Source organism: Kitasatospora misakiensis (genome assembly GCF_042656005.1).
Lineage (GTDB): Bacteria > Actinomycetota > Actinomycetes > Streptomycetales > Streptomycetaceae > Kitasatospora > Kitasatospora misakiensis.
Window position 1 is genome coordinate 1 of sequence record NZ_JBHSOF010000009.1, and the last position, 18,783, is coordinate 18,783.

Here is an 18,783-nt window from a genome sequence, read left to right on the forward strand (position 1 = left end):
GGCGGCGGGTGCGGCGGGCGCGACGGGCCTGCCGGGGCGCCGGGGCCGGGGCGGGGGCCGGCGCCGGGGCGGGGGCCGCCGCGCCGGGCAGGCTGAGGACCATGCCCGGCACCACGACGTCCGGGTCGGTGAGCCGCTCACCGTCCGGCGCCTGGACCCCCCGGTTCGCCTCGAACAGCTTCGGCCAGGCCTCCGCGTCGCCCAGCTCGCGCTCGGCGATGGCCGACAGGCTGTCGCCGAGCCGCACGGTGACGGTGCCGCCGCCGGCACCCGCGCCGGAGCCCTGGGCCGCACCGCCGGCCGGGCCGGTCTGCGGCGCGCCCTCAGGAGCGGGAGCGGGGGCGGGCGCGGGGGCCGGGGTCGCCCCGTCGGGCTTGGCGTCGGCCGGCATGACGAGCTTCCAACCGGGCTGGATCGGCCGGTCCGCGTCGAAGCGGATGCCCGCATCGTCCATCACCCGACCGTCGTTGAGCTTGGCGATCTCCAGCCAGCGTTCGCCGGAGCCGAGTTGGCGCTCGGCGATCGACCAGAGGCTGTCGGCCGGCCGGCTGTCCCGGACGGTGTAGGTGGCCTGCTGGTCGGCGGCGGGCGCGATGGCCGGGGCCGCCTGCGCGGCGGTCAGCGCGGCCCGCTGGACCCCCGCCACCTGCGCCGCTGCGGCGGCGACCTGCGGGTGTTCGGCGGTGGCGGCGAAGGCCGAACCGGCCACCGGCACCAGCGCGATGACCGCGCCGACCAGACCGGCGGCGGCCCGCTGGCTCCAGCCGAAGGCCGGGATCCGCCGGGCCACCCGGCCGCGCAGCTGCGCCGGGATCTCCAGCAGCACGGAGAGCGCGAAGCACGCCCAGCCGACCCAGCCGACCACCACCAGCAGCCACAGGAACAGCCGCCCGTCGTCGGGGCTGGTGAGCAGCGCGCCGATGCCGTCGGGCGCGAGTTCGCCCATGTCGGCGACCGCCCGGGTGCCGTACAGCAGCAGCGCGGGCAGGCCGACGAGCAGGCCGAGCAGGGTGATCAGGGCCGCGAGCGCGGCGAGCACGGCCCCGCCCCGGCCGCGTCGGGGGCCGGGGCCGGGGCCGGGGCCGGGACCGGGACCGGGACCCGCCCGGTGGGACGGCAGCGGCGCCGGCCGTCGGCCGGACGCGGGGGTGGCGGTCACACCCCGGGCCGGACGCCCGGCGCGGGTCTGGTCCTTGGCGCGTGGCGCGGCCATCAGTCGGTCTCCGCTTCCTTGACTCCGTGGACGAGGGTGGCGCTCCCCCGGCCCGTGACCTTCCGTTTGCCGAGTTCGCCCAGCAGGACGGGGCGGAACTCGGCCTGCACCGTGATCGTGACGGTGGCACCGTCGGGGGAGAAGTCCACGCCGGCGGCGGACAGGCCGTACTCGGCGAGGTAGCTGTCGGCCGCCTCCACGACGTAGGACCGCGCCCTCAGCTTGTAGCCCTCGCCCCGCAGCAGGGCGGCCTCGTCGAGCTGCTGTCCGGCCACCCGGGCGGCCTCCTGGGCGTAGCCGTCGACCCGCTCGGCGAGCCGCAGCCTGCCGCCGGCGTCGATGACCAGCGCGATGACCAGCACCACGTAGGCCGCGCAGATGGCGACGAAGATCGACAGCGCGCCCCGGTCGGAACGGCCGCCGAAGGGGCCGCCGAGCCGGGCACGGAACGGCCGCACCGCGCCTGCGCGTGCCATGGCGTTCCCTCCCCACCCGCTCATCCGCCCTCCCCAGGGCGCCCTCCGCTTGCGTCTCCCCCGCCCGACGGCTCCCCAATCCCCGTCCGCCCGGCTCGTCGTCACAGCCCCATCACCGCCCACCCCGCGACCCGACACAATCCCGACCCACTCGACCCACTCGACTCACCAGCCCCCCGCGGCGCACCCCGGCCTCACGGGCCCCGGTACCGGTCGACCACCGAGGTGAACCGACCGGTCAGCGTCTTCGTCAACGACACGTTCGGCCCCCCGACCAGGTCGCCCAGGCTGACCTCGCAGCGCACCGTCACCTCGACCTTCGCCAAGGACACGCCGTGGCTGACCAGTTCGCCGTGCACGACGGTGACCTTGCTGCTCCGGCAGTGCACGCCCTGCTGCCGCATGGCGTCCTCGGCGGCCTTCTTCGCCGCGCCGTCCATCCCGTCCACGCTGCGCGCCATCGACGCCGTCCGGGCCGCGGAGCGCGCCGCGGCCTCGACGGTGCCGGCGGCGGTCTGCACCCGGCCCGCCGCGACCGCGACCAGGATCAGCGCGACCACGGCGGGCGCGACGATCGCCGCCTCGACGGCCGTGCTGCCGCCGTCCCGCCCACGCCCGGACCGGGCGGCCCGGCGGGCGACGAACCCGCGCGGCCATCCGGCCGACCGTCCCGACCACCGCACCACCGCGTTCACGGCCCCACCACCACCGGGGGGACGAACCGCTCGCGCGGGGCCTCGGCGAACTGGGTGACCGTCGGCGGCGTGATGAACGGGACGATCACCGGGGCCTTCACCTCGACGGTGACCCGGATCAGCACCGGCGAACTGCCGTCGGTGAAGACCCGGTGGTCCTGGTTGCCCTGCCGGTTCAGGAAGTCGTCGGCCTGCCGGCGCGCCGCTTCGTTCTTCTGCTCGTCGGTCCGGTTCCCCTGCGTCCGCCCCGCGTCGACGCCCTCGCGGGCAGCGCTCAGCGCGAGTTGGCGGTGGTACCACCACAGCCCGGTCTGGGCGACGGCCAGCACCAGGATCAGGACGACCGGGAAGACGATGGCCAGGCTCAGGCTCATCGACCCCCGGTCGGAACGGCGGAGACGACGACGGAGGTTCACGGGGTGCCCGGACCCCCGGCGCCGCCACCGTCGTACTTCGGGTCCTGGTTGACCTTGTCGACGACCTTGTTCTTGAGGGCGTACAGGGCGAACACCACCATGCCCGCGACGGCCACCAGCGCGATGACGGCGAGCGCGAGTTCGATGCTGATGGCGCCCTTGTCGCCGCGCGCCCGGGCGGCCTTGACCCGGCCCATCCGGAACTGGAAGAGCATCAGGGCGAACTGGATCGGCAACAGGGTCGTACCGATCAGTCGGCCGACCAGCGGCTTGAGTTGGGTCTTCACGAACTTCTCCCAGGGGTGAGGGGCGGGGTCGGAGGTGCTGGCCTCCGGGACGGGGTGGCTCGGTCGAGCGCCTTGACGGGGCGGCTCAGTTGAGCATCTTGAAGAGCGCCGGGAAGATGATCAGGACGGTCATCAGCAGGGTCAGCGCCGAGCCCGGCGCCACCATCCGCTCGCTGTCGGCGTTGGCCCGGGCGAGGTCCTCCGCCAGCAGCTCGCCCCGCAGGCCCTTGGCCCGGGCCCGCAGGGTGTCGTAGACGGCGGCGCCGTCGGTGCCGGAGATCCGCATGATGTCGGCCAGGTCCTGGAGCGGGGTCAGGCCCAGCTCCACGGCCAGCGCGTCGAGTCCGGCCCACGGCGGCAGCCGGTCGGTGGCCGCCCGGTCCAGCGCGTCCCGGATCCGGCGGAACACCGCGCCGCGCCCGACGGCGGCGGCCCGGCGCAGCGCCTCGGCCGGGCCGAGGTCGGCGGCCCGCTCCATCGCCACCAGTTCCAGGTAGGCGGCGATGCCGTGCAGGTACTCGACCCGCGCCTCCTTGGCCTCGCCCCGCACGATCGCGTCCGGGACGAACCAGAACAGCCCGGCCAGCAGCGGCCCGACCACCAGCGGCAGGGCGAACGGCAGCTCCAGGTCGACCACCAGCGCCGCCACCACCAGGTACGGCGGCAGCGCAAGACCGAGCAGGGCGAAGAGCAGCTTGTGCGCCATGAACCGGGCCGGAGTGCGGCCGATCAGGGCGAGTTCGCGCTCCGGGATCCGGACCCCGCGCAGCCGGACCGAGCGCTCGCCGATCCGGTCGAACCAGCGCGGCCGCTCGTCCGGGTCGGGGGCGCGCTCGGCGGGGGTGCGGTGCAGCCGGTCCAGCGCCTGGCCCAGGTCGGGCGGCGAGGGCCGGAGTTCGGCGATCAGCATGGCGACACCGCTGGCCGCGACGGCGCCGGCCAGCACGGACCACGGGGAGATCATCGGGCCTCCCCGAGCAGTCGCGCGGTGCCCTCGGCGCCGTCGGCCGGGACCGGCCCGGCGGCGCCGTCCGGGGTGTCCCCGCCGCCGGACCGGCGCAGCCGCGACCGGCCGGTCCGGCTGCGCCGGTCCGGCTCCAGCAGGCGCGGCACCGGCGGGTACGAGGCCAGCGCGCGCATCCAGGCGATCACCGCCACGAACAGCGCGCAGACCACGCCGAGCACGACCTGGCCGAGCGCCGTGCTGTACGGGCGGGTGTACTCGGCGTTGAACGAGCCCACCGTGACGACCAGCAGGATGATGCCGACCAGCCAGCGGATGGTGGTGCGGTGCTTGGCCCGGTCGGCCTCGATGACGCGCCGCTGCCGGACCTCCTCGCGTACCGACTCCGCCATGTCGGCCAGCGCCCTGGCCAGGCCCGGTCCGCTGTCCCCGGCGCGCAGCACCAGGGCGGCGAGCACCTTGTCCGCGGTGGCGTCGGCCAGGCTGTCGGCGAAGAGCCGCAGCGCCTCCTCCGGCCGCCAGCGGGCCTGCAGCCGGGCGGCCAGCTCGCCCACCTCGGCCTCGATCGCGGCGGGCGCGGTGCGCCGGCTGGTGACGATGGCCTGGTTGAGGCCGACGCCGAGCAGCAGCACGTCGGCGATCCGCTGGGTCCACTCGGAGAGCGCCTCCAGCCGTTCGATCCGGTCGGTGTCCGAACGGGTGGCGTCGAACAGCCAGGGCAGGCCGAACACCGCCAGCGGCACCAGCAGCACGGTCAGCGGGATGGCGGTGAACAGCCAGCCCAGCGGTGCCCCGATCAGCGCGAGCGGCAGTTGGACGCGGCGCAGCCGCACCATCCGGTTCGAGGCGGTGCCGGGCGCGCCGTACCAGAACACGTGCAGCCGGGTGGCCAGCGGGTTGAGCGGCTCGCGCTCCCCCGGCTCCTCCGCCGGGTCGCTGCCCCGGGCCCAGACCACCAGGGCGACCAGACCGGCCGCGAGGGCCAGGCCGCAGAGCACGAAGAGCGGCATCATCGGGCACCACCGCCGATCCGCAGCTGGAGCGGCGCGGCCCAGCTGCCGTACCGGGAGCCGAGCAGCGAGGCGTCGAAGCCGGCCCGGCGCAGGTCGTCCAGGCACTGCGGCGGCGTGTGCGGGACGGCGCGCGGCTCGCCCAGCTCGGGGCGCGGCCCGAACACGGTGTTCAGCGCCGGCCGGCCGCTCTCGCCGAGGCCGGCGACCTCCAGGACGTGCGAGACGAAGCGGTGCCGGCGCCCGCCGACGTGCGTCTCGTCGACCATCGCCACGTGCACGATGAGGTCGACCGCGTTGGCGGTGAGCCGGTAGGCGAGCGCGTCGGTCATGTGCGAGCCGTACTCCAGGCAGAGTTCGGCGATGCGGTCGACGACCATGTGCGGGCCGCGCGCGTGCAGGGTGCACATCGAGCCGCCCTCGCCGTTGGTCATGACCCGCAGCATCGGGACGACCTCGCCGGAGCGGACCTCACCGACGATGATCCGGGAGAGCGTCATCCGCAGCGCCGCCGGGATGAGGTCGCCGATGGTCAGCTCGCCGGCCGAACGGCCCTCCACCCGCTCGCCGTTGCCCTCCCTGGCCTCCATCGGGACGACCTGGCGCAGATGGCCGAGGGTGTGCAGCCAGAGCTCGAACTCCGACTCCAGGGTGCCGATCCGCTCGTCCGGCGGGATCTCGGCGGCCATCGCGCGCAGCAGGCTGGTCTTGCCGACGCCCTGGGTGCCGGTGATCATCACGTTCTTCCGGGCCCGGATGGCCGAGGCCAGGAAGGCGGCGAGGGTCGTGTCCACGGTGCCGAGCCGGACCATCTCGGGCAGCGTCGCCGAGGCCACCCGGTGCCGGCGGATCGCCACGTACGGGCGCGGGGTGACCTCGGTGAGCGCCTGGAGGCGCATGCCGCCCTCCAGGCGCAGGGCGAGCGTCGGGCTGGCGGTGGAGAGGCTGCGCTCGCCGCCGCCGTGCTGGCGGGCGAGGTCCTGGAGCAGTTCGACGAGCTCGGCGTCGCTGTCGGCCACCGGCGGGACCTGGCGCAGCGGCTGGTGGACCCGGGAGACCCAGACATCGTCGCAGCCGTTGATGAGGATGTTCTCGATCTCCGGGTCGTCGAGGTAGGGCTGGAGCCGGCCGGCCCGGAAGAGCAGGTCGAAGACGGCCTCGGCGAGCGCGCGGTCCTGCTCCCGGGTCGGCGGGATGCCGTGGGTCTGCGCGTAGGCGTCGGACCAGCGGGCGACGGCCTCCTCGATCAGCGCGCGACCGCGCTGGCGGCGGGTGGCGCGGTCCGGCTCGGTGCCGGAGCCGGCGGTCAACCGGGTGATCTGCTGGTGCAGTTCGGCGGCCACCTGGCGCTTGAGCTCGCGCGCCACCCCGGGGTCGACGGCCGGGCGGGTGCCGGCGCCGCGCCGGTCGAGCGAGGGCAGCGCGGACGGGACGGCGGTGGGGGTGGCGGCGGTGGTGGGCGGGGCCGTGGTGGGTGTGGCCGTGGTGGGCGCGGCCTGGGTCCGGTCGGCGGGGGCCGCCGGGCCGGGGGCCGTCGGGCCCGGGGCGACGCGCCCGGTGGTCATCGGCCCGACCGGGCCGGGCAGCGGCGTCGACCAGGGCAGCGCGGCCGGGTCGGTCACGGGCTGCTGGTGCAGCGGACTACCGCGCACGGAGCACCTCCCCGTCGACAGGTTCGTCCCGGACCACGGCGCCGGGGCCGACCGGCCCGGGCGCGGGGTACGGCTGGGCACCCGGCACGGTCGCACCGGGGTAACCGGGGTCGGCGTACGCCGGGGCGGTGTGGGCCGGGTCCGCAGACGACGGGTCCGGGTAGGACGGGCCGCCGTGCCCCGGGAACGGCGCCGGGGCGGCCGGCTGCGGCGCCAGCCCGGCGAGCGGCGCCACCGGACCGGTGGTGATCACCGGCGGCACCGGCCCGTACGGCTGCTGGTACGACTGCGGGTACGGCTGTTCGTACGCCTGCTCGTACGGCTGCTGGTTCGGCTGGCCGAAGGGCTGCGCGGGCTGCTGCGCCGCAGCGGCGGCGGGGTGGGCGTACTCGTACCCGGCCCCCTCGGCCTGCGGCCCGGCCGGTGCGGGCCCGGGTCCCGACGCCCCCGGCGCGAGCTGGGCGGGCTGCGCCGCGGCGGGCGCGAGCCGCTGGCGCCGCCGGCGGATCGTCAACTGGATCTCGTCCGCCGCCGACCGCGCCGTCCGCATCAGCTCCGAGCGGACGAACCGCCGGTCGGTGACGTCCCCGCCGTCCGACAGCACCCGGGCGGTGCGCTGCGCGTGCGGAAGCAGGCCCAGCACGGGCAGCCCGAACTCGCGGGACACCTCGGCCCCCGAGTACGGCCCCTCGGCGATCAGCAGCAGGCCCAGCGCGTCCGCGCCGGTGCCGGCCGTGGCGAGGTCCTCGGCCAGCGTGGCGAGCCGGGGTCGGGCGGCGCTCAGCCCGCGCAGGGTGGTGCGCACGGTGGCCGCCACCACGTCGGCCCGGCGGGCCAGCACCGCGCTGATGCCGGTGGCGCCGGAGCGGCCGAGGTCGAGGAGGACGTCGTAGCCCTGCGACTCCAGCCCGTGCAGCACCTCCATCAGCGGCTCCCAGGTGTAGGCGAGGCCGGGCGCCTGGGTCGGGTCGGTGAGGCCGGGCAGCAGCAGGCGTTCGGCGTTGCCCTCCGGCGACAGGTCGATCAGCTGCTCCCAGAGGGCCTGGGCGAGCAGCCCGCGCCGGTCGGCCACGGCGAGGTTGCGCAGCCCGTAGACCGCCTCGACCCGGCCCTCCAGGGCACCGGCCAGGACGGCGCCGCCGTCCGGGTCGCACTCGACGAGCAGGATCCGGCGGCCGGGCTGCAGCGGCCAGGCCAGCAGCAGCGCCAGCGCCGTCGTGGTGGCGCCGGGTGCCCCCGGCGCGCCGACCACCGCGATGACGGCCATGTCAGTTCCCACCCGCCCCGGTCGGCGCGCCGGTGCCGGCGGGGCGGTTGGCCGCCGGGGCGCCGGTGGCGGCGGGAGCGCCGGCGGTCGGGGCTCCGGACGTCGGGGCGCCTGACGTCGGCGCGCCCGTGGCGGGGGCTCCGGAGGCCGGGGCTCCCGACGTCGGGGCGCCGGCGGCGGGCGAGGCGGCGGAGGGACGCGGGGCGAGCACCACCTGGATCCGCCCGGTGGCCACCCAGGCCGCCAGCCGCCCGGCGTCCGCCTCGTTCACGACGGCGTCGAAGACCTGGCTGCCGTCGGTGTCCACCCGGCCGACCGTGTAGACGGTGGCGGCGAGCGTGTCGGCCCGGCCCCCGTCCGGGGTGTACACCACGATCACGGGCAGGCCCGGCTGGAGCCGGGTGGCCGGCAGCTGGGTGCGCCGGGCCGAGACGCCGACGAGCAGCTGCCCCGGGTTCAGGACGAGCGACTGCGCGAGGTCCGACCTGGTCAGCAGCCCGCCCCGGTGCAGGTCGGTGGTGGCCCGCATGCCGACCGCCTTGGCCCGGTCGGCGGCGTCCAGCGGCTTGAGCGCGGGGTCGCTCGCGATCCGGACGGCCACCAGGTCGCCGTCGGTCAGCGTCTGCCCCCACGGCACGTCCCGGGCGAGCGCCAGCACGGTGATCCGCTGGCCGGTGCTGTTGTAGAGCACCGCCCCGCCCAGCCCGCCGGCGGCTATCAGGGCCACCGCCATCGCCAGCACGGCGGGGCGCCTGCGCCGCGCGCCGAGCGCCCGCCCGGGGGTGCGCGGGGCGCCGCGCCCCTGCTCCGGCACGGCCACGGGCGCGGTCGCGGTGCTGCTCGCGGTCGCCGTGGCGGACGTGCCGGAGCCGGGCGTGGCAAAGGTACGGTTCTCCACCGGGCTTCGGCCTTCCTCGCGTCGTTCGTCGGTCGTTGCTGTGCGTACGGCGGGGTCCGGCCGCCTAGTTGAGGACCTGCACCTCGGCCACCGGGAACTGGAGGCGCACGGTGGTCTCCAGGGGGATCGGCGCCACCGTCTGGGTGCCGCCGTTCACGGTGACCTCGCCGACCCAGTGGACGGTGAGGGTGCCGTAGAAGCGGCCGTCCTTCCGGGTGCCGGAGCCGGTCGTGAAGACGTGGCCGCAGGTGGGTGACGGGGTGGCGCCGTACTTCGGCTCGTACGGAGTGCCGGGGCCCGTGCACGTCAGGACCGTCTCGTCCTTCACGTTCAGCTTGTCGCCCAGGTGCCACTCCAGGCTCTTCAGCCGGGGGGTGACGGTCACCGAGATGACGTTGCCCTGCGCGGTCTTCGCCGCCGGGGGCTGCGGGTTGGCCAGCCAGAACCAGACCGGCGCGCCCACCACGGAGGTGCCCTCGGGGGCGACGCCGGGCACCGGGTCCGGGAAGTCGATCCGCTCCGCAGCCTCGTTGGCGATCTCCACCGGGTTGTCCGGCGGCGGCCCGGCGGGCGGCTGGGCGTGGAACTCCGCCGGGGCGGCGCTGCGGGTGCCGTCGCTCTGGACACAGGTCGGGTTGTAGACGCCGCCGTCGCTCGGCTTGTGCCCCTGCCAGCGCGGGTCCCCTTCCGGGGGCGGCGGGGTGACGAGCCGGTAGTAGCAGCCGGTCGAGGCGCTGAACCAGCCGAGTTCGGGGTCGCTGCAGGCGAATTCCTGGCCGTTGTAGGAGCAGACCTGCGTCCCGCCGCCGGTTCCGCCCGTCCCACCACCGCCCCCACCGCCGCCGCGCGGCGGCCGAGTGCTGGTCTCCTTCGTCCCGGAGCAGATGGCGTTCACGTGGCAGCGGGTGGCACCCCCGGTGGGGTCCGGATCCGCCACTGCGAGGCCCGTCGGCGCCATCAGTAATCCGGCGAACAACGGTGCGCCGATCACCCATCGCCGTACCGGTTTCAGCATGTCCGTCCCACCTCCCGCTTGAACTCGTTGATCAGCCAGCGCGTTTGGAACTGTCGCAGGGAAACGGTCGCCACGTACCGGCCGAGCCGGTCGGGCGGGTCCTTTACCGCGTGGGTCACGGCGTCCGCCTGGTGCCATCCGGACACGTCCAGGCAGTCCTCGATCACGGCGGTGTTCGGATCGGCGCTGAGATCGAGGGACTTCACCGCCGGGGAATTCCGCGGTTCGCCCGTCATCACCAGTTTGGCCTCGTGCAGTTGCTTGAGGTTGACGAGGGCGTCGGTCAGCGCCTGCCCGGACGCGAAGGTCCGGAAGCCGGAGCCGTCCGAGTCCGTCCGTCCGTAGGCCTCCACCTGGGCCTGCCACCAGTTCTGATACGCCCTCACCGCGTCGCGCGCGGAAGCGCCTTCGGGCCCGTCGGTCGGCGCGTTCCCGACGTTTGCCGAACCACCCGAAGGGGTTACCGGAGTCACCGCCGCAACCGTGGGCGCATTCGTCCCCAGTCGATCGGCGGAACCACCGGCTCCACTGCTCGAACATCCCCCCAGCAGCAACGCCAGAATCAGCCCACCGACCCCAACCGCCCCAGGGCGCAACACAATTCCGCGCTGCCGCATCGCCCCACCTCGTCGCAGCCGGTCCCGGGTGTGGTCCGGGGCCGCCAGAAGAATTCCGCAGTCCCGCCGGTGTTGCCTCGCGAGCATCGATTCTTCGCCAAACCGAGCCTTCACGGCAACACCTGGGGCCTCCTGACCTTACGCGGAAGGAGGATCCGTCGGGGCACTTTCCCGCCACAGAAGAGCCAACAGTTCTTCGGAAAGCGACAATCCGGCCAATGCACCCCGAACCGCGGCCCGATTGCGCATCAACAGGCGCCCGCCCTCCGGCGGTACGAGCAGGCGCACCCCCGGCGCCTCCCCCGAGTGCGGGGGCGCACCGGCGCCGCTCCCGTCCTGCTGGGCGCCGCCGTCGAGCAGCGCGCCGACGGCCGGTTGCAGCTCGTGCGGCCCGACGGCGGCGGGCGCGCCCGGGACACCCTGCCGGAGCACCGTGGTGAGCGCCCGGCTGAACGATCCCGGGCCGCCCGGCAGGACGGCCTCCCGGCCGCGTCTGCCCGGGGTGTAGCGGCCGGGCGCGTGACGGCCGATCCGGCCCCAGAGCGGGACCCGCGAGTAGCTGAGCAGTTCACCGGCGCCGTCCTCGCCGCCACCGCGCTCCAGCGCCGCCCAGGTGTCCTTGTCGACCACCGCGTCGACCAGCAGCAGCGCCTCCTCCTGGTCGCCGTGCACCATCGCGCTGACCACCCAGTCCCAGGCCAGCCCGCGCCGGTAGGCGTTGTCGGGGGTGGAGCCCGCCGTCACCAGGGCGAGCCGGCGGCCGCGCGGGTCGGCCACCAACTGGCCCACCAGGCAGACCAGCAGCCAGCGGCCCGGTCGGGCGGCGGCCTCCCGGACGGCGGTGAGCATGGTGTTGGCGTCCGCGCCCGGCTCCACCGCGGTGACGCGGCTGCCGGCCGCGCCCGCGTCGAAGCACATCCCGGGAAGCACCTCGGCCAGTTGCCGGGCGCCCTCGGCGGCCTGCGCCGAACCGCCGAAAGCGCGGTCCGGCCCGGCATCCGCGCCGAGCACCACCAGATCGATCCCGCTTGCCACCCGCACCGCCCCCTCCTGCCCGGCCCCGGTCCCCCGGGGCCGCCGAACCGTTCCGCCGTCCGCTCCGGACCTCGCGGCACACCCGGTGCGCCCCGGTGCCACCGCCGGGCAGGCTACCGCCCCGCACCGTCACCGCCGGGCCTTCCGGCACCCCCGACCGCCGCCCGTCGCCCACCGCCCGTCGCCCACCGCCGCGACGCCGGGCCCCCTGGACGGGCGCAAGGCCCCGCCGCTCAGGGACCATGGGCCCTGTCGGCCCGTCCGTGACAGGGGGACGATCGGATCCATGGACCGTGACGACGAACCGGAGGAACTCGGCGCCGAGGCGTGCCTGCGACTGCTCAGCACCGTGCCCGTCGGACGCGTGGTGTACACCGAGCACGCGCTGCCGGCCGTCCTGCCGGTCGCCTTCGAGGTCGCCCCGGACGGGCGCCTGCTGCTCGCCGTGCGCCGGGGCAGCGCCACCGCGCGCCGGTTGGACGGCACCGTCGTCGCCTTCCAGGCCGACCGGTTGGACCCGGACACCCGGAGCGGCTGGAGCGTCCTGGTGCACGGCCGGGCGGACATCCTGCGGGATCCGGAGCAGATCCTCCGCGCGCTGCGCTCGGGGCTGCGCTCCTGGGTCGGCGAGCCGGACCCGGTGTTCGTCGCGCTGGCGCCCGAACTGATCAGCGGGCGCCGGATTTCCGCGGCCGGCCGCCCGGTCCGGCACTCCTGAGGCACCGGCGCCCCCCGAGCCCGGCCCGGGGCCGGCCCTTCCCGGCCCCGCCCCACCCCGCTTCCCGTGGACCCCTGACAGGTGACCGGCGAGTAGGCATACTCTGCGGAGTTCGCACCACCGCAGCGCGACCGCAGTCGCCCCGCCCGCCCTCCCAGGAGCGTCCCGTGACGATCTTCGCCTCCCTCGCCGAGCTGACCGCCGCCGTCGGCACCGAGCTGGGCACCAGCCAGTGGCACACCGTCGAGCAGGCGCGGATCGACCTGTTCGCCGAGGCCACCGGCGACCACCAGTGGATCCACGTCGACCCGGAGCGGGCGAAGGAGAGCCAGTTCGGCTCGACCATCGCGCACGGCTACCTCACGATGTCGATGATCCCGGTGCTGGCGAAGGAGTGCTACGGCGTCGAGGGCGTCCGGATGGCGCTGAACTACGGCTCGGAGAAGGTCCGCTTCCCCGCGCCGGTCCCGGTCGGCACGGCGATCCGGGCGACCGCCGAGCTGGTCTCGGCCACCGAGGTGCCCGGTGGCGTGCAGGCGGTGGTCCGGTTCACCATCACCAGCGCGGAGAGCGCCAAGCCGCACTGCGTCGCCGAGACGATCACCCGTTTCTACTCCTGATCACGGGGGAAGGCCCCTGGTCGGCGGACGGCGGCCGCCGCTCGCCGGGTCCGGAGGGCCGAGCACGAGTAACCTCCGACGAGATGGTTGTCGTACCGAATCGGCGTCCCCGTCGGCGGTGCGCGCCCCGGCATGCCAGGTATCCGTCGCCGTCCTTGGAGGTGCCGTGCCCCGCCCAGCCGCCCCGTGGTACTCCCGTGTCCCCGGCCTGTCCTCGGCCCTGACCGCCCCGGGCCTCACCGCCTCCCCCGGCCTGGCGGGGCTCCCCCGCGCGGCCTGGCACCGGGTCCGGACGGACGCCTTCGGTGCCGAGCCCCGGGGCGAGCGGCTGGCGCGGATCCGCCGCTCGCCGCAGTTCGTCGACGGCGCCTTCCGCAACCCCGTCCCGACCCGCCGGCTGGTCTACGAGCGCAGCCCGCTGGAGATCACCCGCGCCCAGCTGGCGGCCGACCGCGCCCGGCGGATCCCGGCCGCCGCCGTACCGCTGCACCGGCTGCTGCCGGTCGACCTCGCCGAACCGCCCGCCTCGGGCCTGCGGCTCACCTGGCTCGGCCACGCCACCGTGCTCGCCGAGATCGGCGGGCGCCGGGTGCTGTTCGACCCGGTCTGGGGCGAGCGCTGCTCGCCGTTCGCCTGGACCGGGCCCAAGCGGCTCCACCCGGTGCCGCTGCCGCTCTCCGAACTCGGCGAGGTGGACGTGGTGGTGGTCTCCCACGACCACTACGACCACCTCGACATGGGCACGATCCGGGCGCTGATCGGCACCGGCGCGACCTTCGCCGTCCCGCTCGGGGTCGGGGCGCACCTGGAGCACTGGGGGGTGCCGGCCGGCCGGATCGTCGAACTCGACTGGTGGGAGTCGGCCGAGGTGGCCGGCCTGACGCTGACCGCCACCCCCGCCCGGCACTACTGCAGCCGCGGCCCGCGCACCAGCCCGCTCTTCCTCTGGGCGTCCTGGGTGGTGGCGGGCGGCGGGCGGACCGTCTTCCACAGCGGGGACACCGGGTACTTCGCCGGCTTCGCCGAGATCGGCCGCCGGCTGGGCCCGTTCGACGCGACGATGGTGCAGGTCGGCGCCTACAGCGACTTCTGGCCCGAGGTGCACATGACGCCCGAGGAGGGCGTGCGGGCGCATCTGGACCTCGGCGGCGAGGTGCTGCTGCCGATCCACTGGTGCACCTTCAACCTGGCCCCGCACCCGTGGGAGGAGCCCGCCGAGCGGGTGGTCGCCGCCGCGCGGGCGCAGGGCGCCCGGCTGGCCGTGCCGCGGCCCGGCAAGCCCTTCGAGCCGGCCGAGCCGCCCGCGCTGCGGCGCTGGTGGCGGGCGGTGGCCGCACTGCCGCAGGACGTCGCGCCGCTGGTGGTGCCGGGCGGACCGGCGAGCACGGCCGGCGCCGCCGACGCGACGACGTCCGGCGCGACGGCGTCCGGTCCGACGACGTCCGGTGCCACGACGTCCGGTGCCACGACGTCCGGTGCCGACGGGTCGCGGCCCAGGGTGACGGCCGAGGACGACGGCGTTCCGGTCTGACCCGCTTCCCGGTGAGCGCCTGGTGACCGCCCGCCGGGCCCCGCCGGGCCCGGCTCAGGCGGCGCCCAGGACGTCGCGCAGCGCGCGGGCCTCCTTCACCAGACGGGCGGCGCCGGGGCGCGCCGCGGTGGTGGTCACCTCCGGTACCGGGCCGCGGGCGCCCGAGCGGCGGGCGGCGTCGGTCGCGACCGCGAGGAGGTCGGCGGTGCCGCGCAGGGCCTCGCCGCCCAGCAGCGCGGGCAGGGCGGGGGCCAGCACCGACCAGACGGTGGCGTACGCGCCGGTCTCGGCGGCGGTGGCCAGCGCGTGCGCGAGCCGGTTCGGCTTCACCGTGCCGAGCGCCACCAGCTCGCCCAGTTCCCGGCCGAGCAGGGCGCCGTCCAGGTCGCCGCGGGCGGCCAGCACCAGCAGCGCGTCCACGGCGGCGGTGCGGTCCTCGGGGAACCGCGCGCCGAGGCAGTAGGCCAGGGCGAGGTGCAGCGCGAGCCCGGCCGGGCCGCCGGCCTCGGCGAGGGTGACCAGCATCGCCGAGCCGCCGCGCCGCTCCCGGTCGGCGGAGTCGGCGAACCGGTCCAGCCACCGGGCCGCCAGCTCCTCGCGGTGCTGCGGCAGCATCGCGGCCCAGTGCACAGTGGGCTCCCAGAGCCACTCGTTCTGCCGGCGGGCCCGGTCCACGCTGGGCTCGGTGCCCTCCAGCAGTGCCCGGAACTCCGGGCCGAGCCGCTCGCCCGCCGGTCCGACCGGGCCGCCGGCACTGCCGGCCTGGGCGACCGCCAGCCGCTTGACGCTCTCCCACCAGCGGTCCCAGGCCCTCGTCGGCTGCGGGGAGTCCGGGCCGGGCGCGAAGAGCACCCGCTCCGAGGGCCGGGCCGGCAGGCCGCCGCCGCGCAGCCAGGCGGCCACCCACCGCCCGGCGGGCGAGGTCAGCCGCTCGGCCGCCGCCAGGACCGCCGGATCCGCCGTCGGGGCGACCCGCAGCAGGGCGGCGTTCAGGTCGGCGGGCCCGGCCGTGGCACCCGCGGCCTCGTACGCGGCGAGGCGCTCGACCAGGGCGGTCGCGGCGAGCGCGCCGGTGGTGTCGGTCGGCGTGGCGAGCAGCAGCGGCACGGGGTCGGTGCCGACCCGCTCGGCCGCCTCGGCGATCCGGGCGGCCAGCACCGTCCCGTACACGCTGTTGTACTCGCCCCGCAGCGGGTGCCGGCCCTTGTTCCGGAAGACGTAACCGAGCCGGTGCGGGTCGACCTGGCCGGCCACCACCGCCGCGGGGTAGAGCGCGTCCGCCGGGCCGCAGTCCTGCCACCGGCCGACGTTCTGCCACCGGTTCACCCGCAGCACCGGCTCCAGCGCGCCGACGAGCGCGAGCCGGTCGCGGTGGGCGTGCCGGACCAGGCCGTCCAGGACCCGTTCGAACACGGCGACGCCGGGCTGCCCGGCGGCCAGCAGCACGGCCAGCTCCTCGGCGACCTCCGCCGGGGTGGCGAGCGGCTCGCCGAGCGGGACGGGCACCGGGACCGGCGGCAGCAGCTCGTCCCAGGCCGTGTCGTCCTCCCCCGAGCCGCCCGAGCCGCCCACGGTCGCGCCGAACAGCGCGCCGGCCCGGGCGTGGTGGACGGGGTTGAGCGCCTCGGCGGCGAGCCGCAGCTCCGGCAGGACGGCCTCACCGGCGGTCTTCAGCCGACGGGCGACCAGGTTGAGCGCCCGCTCCTGGAGGGTGGAGTCGGGGTGGCCGAAGGCGTCGGCGGCGGCGAGCGCGACCGGGCCGGACCTCTCGGGCGAGCGCTTCGCGGCCTGCTCCAGCCAGCCGAGCTGGGCGCGCACCAGCTTCTTCTCGGCGCGGAACAGCACCACCGCCGAGGCCTCGATCACCAGCTCGGGCTCGACCAGCCCGGCCTCGTCCAGCGCGGTGAGCACCTGCTGGGCGTGCCCGGCGACCGCCGACAGCCCGTCCAGCAGCACCAGCAGGTCGCGCGCGCGGGCCGCGTACTCCTGCGGCGTCGGCGCGAGCGCCGTCAGCACGCTCAGGAACGCCCGCTGGTCGGCGGCCCGGCCGCCGCGCACCAGGCGGCCCAGGCAGAGCGCGATCAGCTCCGCGCGCTCGAACACGCCCGCCTCGGGCAGTCCGGCGATCGCGGCCGGCCAGTTGTCCCCCGGTCGGGCGCCGAGGCGGGCGTCCAGCGACCAGGCGACGTCGTCGAGCTCGAACACCCGGGGCAGCAGGACCGGGGTGAAGGTGTCGACCGGCAGCCGCTCCAGCAGGGTGGTGAGGCTGCCGCTCTGCCGCCCGGCCCCCGAGCGCAGCCACTCGGCGACGAACTCGTCGGAGGCCGGCACCACGCAGCCGGTGCGCCGCACCACCCGCTCGATCAGCGGGAAGAGGTCCCAGTTGAAGCCGGAGCCGCGCTTGGCGGCGAGCCGGCTCACCACCTCGATCTGCCACTCCACCGGCTGGGCCTCGACGACGTCGGCGAGGGCGGGGTGGCGGGCCCAGGAGCGGCCGGTGAAGTCCCGGGCGCCGATCCAGCCGGCCGCGCCGGCGGCGCCGGGGTGGCAGCCGGCGCCAGCCACCAGCAGGGCGCACATCCGCTGGTTGGCCTGCTTGGTCCACTCGCCGCGGTTCGCCAGGCGGAGTTCCTTCAGCGCCGGGACGCAGGAGCGCCGCTCGGCCGGGCCGAGCGCCCGGAGCAGCCCCGGCACCCGGCCGGTCCAGCCCTCGCGGATCGCCGTCAGCAGGGCCTCCACCGCGTCGGCCGCGCTCCCGGCACCGGCGCTACCACTTTCAGTTACCGTGCTCGTCGTGCTCATCGGGTCCCCTCCCGGTGTCCGCCGTCCTGGGCCCGCGCCTCGCGGACCATGCCCACCGCCAGCACGTGCTTGCACGGCCCGCGCCCGCCCCGGTACTTCGCCCACCAGAGGCAGGTGCAGCCGACCGCGCCCGCCGCGTCCGTCCGCACCCGCTGGAGGTGGTCGTCGACCGTGACGGTGGCCGTCGCCCCGCCCTCCTCCAGCCGGACCGCCCCGGCGGCGACCAGCGCGCGGGCGGCCCGCAGCCGCGGGTTGGCCGTCTCCGCCCGCCCCGCGTCGTACGGGAGCTGCCGGTGGAAGTACGCCGCCTCGGCGACGTCGTAGCCGATCTGCCCGGCGGTGCCGAGCCGGGTGAGCGCGGCCCGCACCCGCTCCGGGGTGAGGCCGGCCTGCTCGGCGAGCTCGGCGACCTCGATCCGCGGCTCCCAGGCGAGCAGCGCGGCGACCAGGTCGGCGTCGGCCGCGGCGGCCCCGGTGGCCAGCGCGCCGAGCACCCCGCCCTCGCCACTGAAGCCCCGGGAGGCGTCCGGCGACAGGGTGAGCGTCAGCCGCATCCCGGGCAGCTCGACCTCCCAGGCGGAGGCCGCCGGTCCGTCCCCGACGACCGGCGGGCCGTAGATCCGCAGCGCCCGCGCGTGCCGCAGCACCCGCTGCAGGGCGGCCAGCCGCTCGGGGCCGGGCAGGCAGACCGCGCCGGGCACCGGCCGGGTGGTCGGCCGCAGCGTCCGCCCGGCCGCCACCACCCACTGCGCCGTGCGGGCGCCGCCGCGGCCCCCGCGCGGCAGCGAGCGCAGGAAGCGGACCGCCTCGGCGGCGGGCAGTTCGGCCCGCAGGTCGAAGCCGGCGGCGGTGACCTGGGTCTCGGCGAAGCCGCGCAGCCAGCGCTCGGGCAGCGGGACCTTCTTCTCGACGACCGGCCCGTCGAAGGTGGTGACCTCCAGGGCGTCCGGGCCGACCGCGAGGTGCAGCGGCTCGGCCGGACCGATCCGGGTGAGTGCTTCGCGCAGCGGATTGTTGACGTCGACGTTGGTGGTGCCGTGGCCGATCTCGTCGCCGTCCAGGCCGGCGGCGAGCACGTCGAGGCGGGCGTAGACACCGCAGCAGCCGGAGAAGGACTCGAACCGGAGCCGGTCGCCGTTGGCGGTGACCACCGGGTCGAGCGAGGCGCGCAGCTGCGGCTGGTAGTAGCGGGCCGCGGCGACGTCGGCGACCGCGAGCAGCGCGGCGGCGGCCGGCGCCGGCTCGGCCAGGAAGCCCGCGAAGAAGCGCGGGTGGGCGGCGGCCCCGAACGGGGTGACGCCGCCGGAGGTCTCCAGGGCGAGGCGCCGGCCCGCCGCGCCGTCGAGGACGGCGGACGGGCGCAGATAGGCGTACGCGTGTGCGGATTGCGACATGCCGAGCACGCTAGGTCAGGGCACTGACAATCGGCCCTCCCGCCTCCGGCCGCCCTCCCGCCCGCCACGCGACCACCGCTCGCCCGGCCCGGCGGACTGGAACACGTTCTAGCAAGAATGTTCGCCCGTCGGGTTACCCACGTCACACCGGCGGGCCGCCCCCGTCTGCCACT

18 protein-coding genes are annotated in these 18,783 nt (G+C 76.4%); 3 read left to right on the plus strand and 15 right to left on the minus strand.

Features of this window, described 5'->3' with window-relative positions; all coding sequences use genetic code 11:
- The 13 genes from ACFP3U_RS09730 to ACFP3U_RS09790 all read right to left on the minus strand — a co-directional run.
- Positions 1-1,213, minus strand: a 1,213-nt coding sequence (locus tag ACFP3U_RS09730; RefSeq protein WP_380224912.1) for a LysM peptidoglycan-binding domain-containing protein, incomplete at its 3' end; no start/stop codon positions are given.
- The gene (locus ACFP3U_RS09735; protein WP_380224913.1) at positions 1,213-1,689 is read right to left on the minus strand and encodes a hypothetical protein; all 477 of its coding nucleotides are present in this window, start codon (positions 1,687-1,689) and stop codon (positions 1,213-1,215) included. The genes ACFP3U_RS09735 and ACFP3U_RS09730, both read right to left, overlap by 1 nt.
- Before the next feature lie 194 nt (positions 1,690-1,883).
- Positions 1,884-2,384, minus strand: a complete 501-nt coding sequence (locus ACFP3U_RS09740) for a TadE/TadG family type IV pilus assembly protein (protein WP_380224914.1) — start codon at positions 2,382-2,384, stop codon at positions 1,884-1,886.
- A complete protein-coding gene (locus ACFP3U_RS09745) occupies positions 2,381-2,758 on the minus strand; it encodes a TadE family protein (RefSeq protein WP_380224915.1) in 378 nt (125 codons plus the stop codon). Before ACFP3U_RS09745 ends, ACFP3U_RS09740 begins: the two co-directional genes overlap by 4 nt.
- Positions 2,759-2,796: 38 nt before the next feature.
- Entirely contained in the window at positions 2,797-3,087 is a 291-nt protein-coding gene (locus ACFP3U_RS09750) for a hypothetical protein (protein ID WP_380224916.1), read from the minus strand.
- An 85-nt stretch (positions 3,088-3,172) separates the two neighbouring features.
- On the minus strand, positions 3,173-4,051 hold the full coding sequence (locus ACFP3U_RS09755) for a hypothetical protein (protein WP_380224917.1): 879 nt from the start codon (positions 4,049-4,051) through the stop codon (positions 3,173-3,175).
- Positions 4,048-5,064, minus strand: coding sequence for a type II secretion system F family protein (locus tag ACFP3U_RS09760; protein ID WP_380224918.1), 1,017 nt, complete (start codon positions 5,062-5,064; stop codon positions 4,048-4,050). Before ACFP3U_RS09760 ends, ACFP3U_RS09755 begins: the two co-directional genes overlap by 4 nt.
- Positions 5,061-6,713 (minus strand): CpaF family protein, encoded by a 1,653-nt coding sequence (locus ACFP3U_RS09765; RefSeq protein ID WP_380224919.1) that lies wholly within the window; start codon positions 6,711-6,713, stop codon positions 5,061-5,063. The genes ACFP3U_RS09760 and ACFP3U_RS09765 overlap by 4 nt, the downstream gene beginning before the upstream one ends.
- Positions 6,703-7,980: a CpaE-like family protein gene (locus tag ACFP3U_RS09770; protein WP_380224920.1), complete on the minus strand. Its 1,278-nt coding sequence runs from the start codon at positions 7,978-7,980 to the stop codon at positions 6,703-6,705. The genes ACFP3U_RS09765 and ACFP3U_RS09770 overlap by 11 nt, the downstream gene beginning before the upstream one ends.
- 1 nt (position 7,981) lies before the next feature.
- Positions 7,982-8,878 (minus strand): SAF domain-containing protein, encoded by an 897-nt coding sequence (locus ACFP3U_RS09775; RefSeq protein WP_380224921.1) that lies wholly within the window; start codon positions 8,876-8,878, stop codon positions 7,982-7,984.
- Between the two features lie 64 nt (positions 8,879-8,942).
- Positions 8,943-9,893 carry a hypothetical protein gene (locus ACFP3U_RS09780; protein WP_380224922.1) on the minus strand — a complete coding sequence of 317 codons (951 nt, stop codon included), beginning with the start codon at positions 9,891-9,893 and terminating at the stop codon, positions 8,943-8,945.
- A complete protein-coding gene (locus tag ACFP3U_RS09785; protein ID WP_380224923.1) occupies positions 9,887-10,366 on the minus strand; it encodes a hypothetical protein in 480 nt (159 codons plus the stop codon). The genes ACFP3U_RS09780 and ACFP3U_RS09785 overlap by 7 nt, the downstream gene beginning before the upstream one ends.
- A gap of 282 nt (positions 10,367-10,648) precedes the next feature.
- Complete coding sequence (locus ACFP3U_RS09790) at positions 10,649-11,551, minus strand: hypothetical protein (protein ID WP_380224924.1); 903 nt, start codon at positions 11,549-11,551, stop codon at positions 10,649-10,651.
- Between the two features lie 280 nt (positions 11,552-11,831).
- Between ACFP3U_RS09790 and ACFP3U_RS09795 the strand changes: the two genes are divergently transcribed.
- The 3 genes from ACFP3U_RS09795 to ACFP3U_RS09805 all read left to right on the plus strand — a co-directional run bounded on the left by ACFP3U_RS09795 (position 11,832) and on the right by ACFP3U_RS09805 (position 14,414).
- Positions 11,832-12,263: a pyridoxamine 5'-phosphate oxidase family protein gene (locus ACFP3U_RS09795; RefSeq protein ID WP_380224925.1), complete on the plus strand. Its 432-nt coding sequence runs from the start codon at positions 11,832-11,834 to the stop codon at positions 12,261-12,263.
- Positions 12,264-12,430: 167 nt separating this feature from the next.
- Positions 12,431-12,883 carry a MaoC family dehydratase gene (locus ACFP3U_RS09800; protein WP_380224926.1) on the plus strand — a complete coding sequence of 151 codons (453 nt, stop codon included), beginning with the start codon at positions 12,431-12,433 and terminating at the stop codon, positions 12,881-12,883.
- Between the two features lie 253 nt (positions 12,884-13,136).
- On the plus strand, positions 13,137-14,414 hold the full coding sequence (locus tag ACFP3U_RS09805; protein ID WP_380225069.1) for an MBL fold metallo-hydrolase: 1,278 nt from the start codon (positions 13,137-13,139) through the stop codon (positions 14,412-14,414).
- A 54-nt stretch (positions 14,415-14,468) separates the two neighbouring features.
- Here the strand turns inward: ACFP3U_RS09805 and ACFP3U_RS09810 are convergent, their stop codons facing one another.
- Both ACFP3U_RS09810 and ACFP3U_RS09815 read right to left on the minus strand, forming a co-directional pair.
- Positions 14,469-17,216 carry a DUF7824 domain-containing protein gene (locus ACFP3U_RS09810; protein ID WP_380224927.1) on the minus strand — a complete coding sequence of 916 codons (2,748 nt, stop codon included), beginning with the start codon at positions 17,214-17,216 and terminating at the stop codon, positions 14,469-14,471.
- Positions 17,213-18,610 (minus strand): SWIM zinc finger family protein, encoded by a 1,398-nt coding sequence (locus ACFP3U_RS09815; protein WP_380224929.1) that lies wholly within the window; start codon positions 18,608-18,610, stop codon positions 17,213-17,215. The genes ACFP3U_RS09810 and ACFP3U_RS09815 overlap by 4 nt, the downstream gene beginning before the upstream one ends.
- Positions 18,611-18,783: the final 173 nt, after the last annotated feature.

Coding starts and splice junctions, on each gene's coding strand:
- ACFP3U_RS09735 (WP_380224913.1), bottom strand. CDS start 1,689: ATGGCACGCGCAGGCGCGGTGCGGCCGTTCCGTGCCCGGCTCGGCGGC.
- ACFP3U_RS09745 (WP_380224915.1), bottom strand. CDS start 2,758: ATGAGCCTGAGCCTGGCCATCGTCTTCCCGGTCGTCCTGATCCTGGTG.
- ACFP3U_RS09755 (WP_380224917.1), bottom strand. CDS start 4,051: ATGATCTCCCCGTGGTCCGTGCTGGCCGGCGCCGTCGCGGCCAGCGGT.
- ACFP3U_RS09760 (WP_380224918.1), bottom strand. CDS start 5,064: ATGATGCCGCTCTTCGTGCTCTGCGGCCTGGCCCTCGCGGCCGGTCTG.
- ACFP3U_RS09770 (WP_380224920.1), bottom strand. CDS start 7,980: ATGGCCGTCATCGCGGTGGTCGGCGCGCCGGGGGCACCCGGCGCCACC.
- ACFP3U_RS09780 (WP_380224922.1), bottom strand. CDS start 9,893: ATGCTGAAACCGGTACGGCGATGGGTGATCGGCGCACCGTTGTTCGCC.
- ACFP3U_RS09795 (WP_380224925.1), top strand. CDS start 11,832: ATGGACCGTGACGACGAACCGGAGGAACTCGGCGCCGAGGCGTGCCTG.
- ACFP3U_RS09810 (WP_380224927.1), bottom strand. CDS start 17,216: ATGAGCACGACGAGCACGGTAACTGAAAGTGGTAGCGCCGGTGCCGGG.
- ACFP3U_RS09815 (WP_380224929.1), bottom strand. CDS start 18,610: ATGTCGCAATCCGCACACGCGTACGCCTATCTGCGCCCGTCCGCCGTC.